Source organism: Deltaproteobacteria bacterium, from assembly GCA_016930875.1.
GTDB lineage: Bacteria > Desulfobacterota > Desulfobacteria > Desulfobacterales.
Genome location: JAFGFW010000154.1, coordinates 1 through 2,570, shown reverse-complemented (window position 1 = coordinate 2,570; position 2,570 = coordinate 1). Strand labels below are relative to the sequence as shown.

General features: G+C 52.5%; 2 protein-coding genes. One reads left to right on the top strand and one right to left on the bottom strand.

The genetic code is table 11. The features are described 5' to 3' along the window. Positions 1 to 532: 532 nt before the first annotated feature. Positions 533 to 2,251, top strand: coding sequence for an FAD-dependent oxidoreductase (locus JW883_13080; protein MBN1843199.1), 1,719 nt, complete (start codon positions 533 to 535; stop codon positions 2,249 to 2,251). Between the two features lie 57 nt (positions 2,252 to 2,308). On the opposite strand, the gene JW883_13075 is transcribed toward JW883_13080, so the two are convergent. Further along, a partial coding sequence (locus JW883_13075; protein ID MBN1843198.1) for a hypothetical protein occupies positions 2,309 to 2,570 on the bottom strand: 262 nt, incomplete at its 5' end.

Below are 2,570 nucleotides of genomic sequence, written 5' to 3'. Positions count from 1 at the left end.
AGCAGCCCGACAGCTCGGGGTTTCTACATCTGCCATCTCCAAAGCGATCACAAGGAGAATGAAAGGCTAAGTCAAGCTAGTCAATAACGTCATGCTCCCCGGGTGCGCTTTCAGAACAAAGTTGGGCCGGAAGGCGAGAAAATATACACGCAGCGAAGGATCTATCGAGGCGATAAAACCGCAAAGGGGGCGAATGTCTCCTTCATTCATCTGGGGAATAACCAAGATTCTGTACTTCCAGAGTTTCTCCTTATTGAGATCGACTATCAAGCCAGGAAATGTTACTGGTTCAAGATCACCCTCCTTCGTGATTTGTCGGGACCTCGTAGTAGTAGCTCATGGGCCCTGAGCCTTGATATGGTCCCACGCCCCCGAGATGAACCAAAAATAAGTTAGAACAAGCACTTCGCTGGCAGGGAGACAGGTGATGTGCCCGATGCATGACGGTTCATCAAGGAAGGGAAAACCATTGCAAAGGGGCCTCGGCTGCACTATAGAAATGCGGAATTTTCAAATCGTAAAGGAGGTTCTCATGAAAACAGAGGTCGTTGTTATAGGTGCCGGGGCTCTCGGGCCGAAGGCAGCATGTCGGTTCAAGAGGGTGGAGCCAAACTCAACGGTTACGATCATGGACCAGAATGGCCTCGTTTTTCACGAAAGATCGGGCATCCCCTTCTTCGTCTCCGGCGACGTGAGCGATATAGGGCAGCTCAGGGCGACGAGTTTTCAGATGCCGCGAGATGAGCAATTCTTCAGCGGTGCCAAGGATATCACCGTGATGACTCACACCAGGGGCCTCAGCATAGACCGGCGCCAAAAAAGAGTTCTCATAGAAAATACCATGGATGGAAAAAAAGACGCCCTATCTTATGACAAGCTCGTACTGGCTACTGGAGGCAGGCCAAAACCTTTATCCGTACCGGGCGTGGACCTTGAAGGTGTATGTGCACCATACAATTTGAATGACGCAGTAACCATTAAGGACTCGATTGCCGGCGGCAAAGTGGGAAGGGCCCTTGTTATTGGGGCGAGCCTTATGGGCCTGCAGATGGCAGAGGCCCTTTCGGACATGTGGGGCATCGAAACCGGGGTGGTGGAAGCCGGGGACCAGTTGCTGCCAAGGATGATCAGCCGAAACCTTGCCCGCATGGTACAGCACCATCTGGAAGAAAACGGTATCTCCTTTTACCTGTCACAGCAGGTTGAGCGTCTGGAAGGCGAAAACCAGGTAGAACGGGTTGTCACGAGTGAGGGTACGATTGAGGCCGATTTGGTCCTCATCGCTTCGGGTGTGACCCCCAATTCGGAACTGGCTCGTGAGGCGGGCCTGGCGGTTTCACCGACAGGAGCTGTGGTCGTGAATGGAAAGATGGAGACTTCGGACCCCCATATCTACGCCGGCGGAGACTGTGTGGAAATCACCCATCTGATAACCGGCAAACCAGTTTTCTGCCCGTCCGATGCGCTGGCCCACAAGCAGGGACGCATCATCGGGACCAACCTGGCGGGCGGAAACAGGCGCTTTGAGGGAACCGTAGGGAGTTTTGTAGTCAAGCTCTTTGAGATATCGATTGCCGGTGCTGGTTTGAGCCAAGACATGGCATACCAGGAAGGGTTTGACGCAACGACAGCCTTTGTTGTTCAGTTCGATCACGCCCACTTTCATCCTGACAAGGATCTTATGTATCTAGAACTTGTGGTGGAAAAGGGAACCGGAAGAGTCCTGGGCATCCAGGGACTCGGAAACACGGGATACGGCACGGCAGGCAGGGTGGACGCCGTGGCTGCGATGCTCAAATACAGGCCTACCACAGCAGACATCAGCAACCTGGAAGTTGCCTATTCACCGCCCTTTTCAGGGGCTATGGATATTGTGAATACCCTGGGGAATGTGGCGGAAAACGTCCTGGCCGGAAAGAACCGGGGCCTGGACGCAGAGGCCTTCGTTGATTTGTGGGAAAAAAGGGAGAAAGGCGAGGCTTTCTTCTTGGACTGCCGGGGCTGGGCGAATGCAGAGCCCTTTGTCAACAAATACCCGCTCCACTGGAAAAGCATTCCTCAGGAGACACTGAGGGACAGGATCGGGGAGGTACCTCATGACAAACAAGTGGTGCTGATCTGCAACACCGGAATGCGCTCTTATGAAGCCCAACTCATGCTTGATCAGGCAGGGATAAAAGATACACGCAATGTGTCAGGGGGCATCGCGGCCATGAAGAAGTGGGGATTGGACCTTTCCGTGACACGCTGAACAACTGTCGTCAACGGGAAAACATGGGTGCCAGACCTACACATTTGACAAAGGCAGTTATTTTACCATCTTCGTGATAAGCTTTGCGAACTTTTTGTCATTCTCTTGCTTCATCCGAATTCTTCGACTCGCCTGAGTTCCCCCTGATTCGCTCACACCAAACTGTTTTCCGATTTTTCCTAATTTCTTACCCCTATAGCGAGGGCAAAGCTGGTAAAGGATATGTCTCAACTCGATAGCTATCGCTGGTGTGGCCATAGCGTATTGATGGGCAGAATCAAACATGACTGGCAAGATCGGGATTATGTTTTGTCGTGGT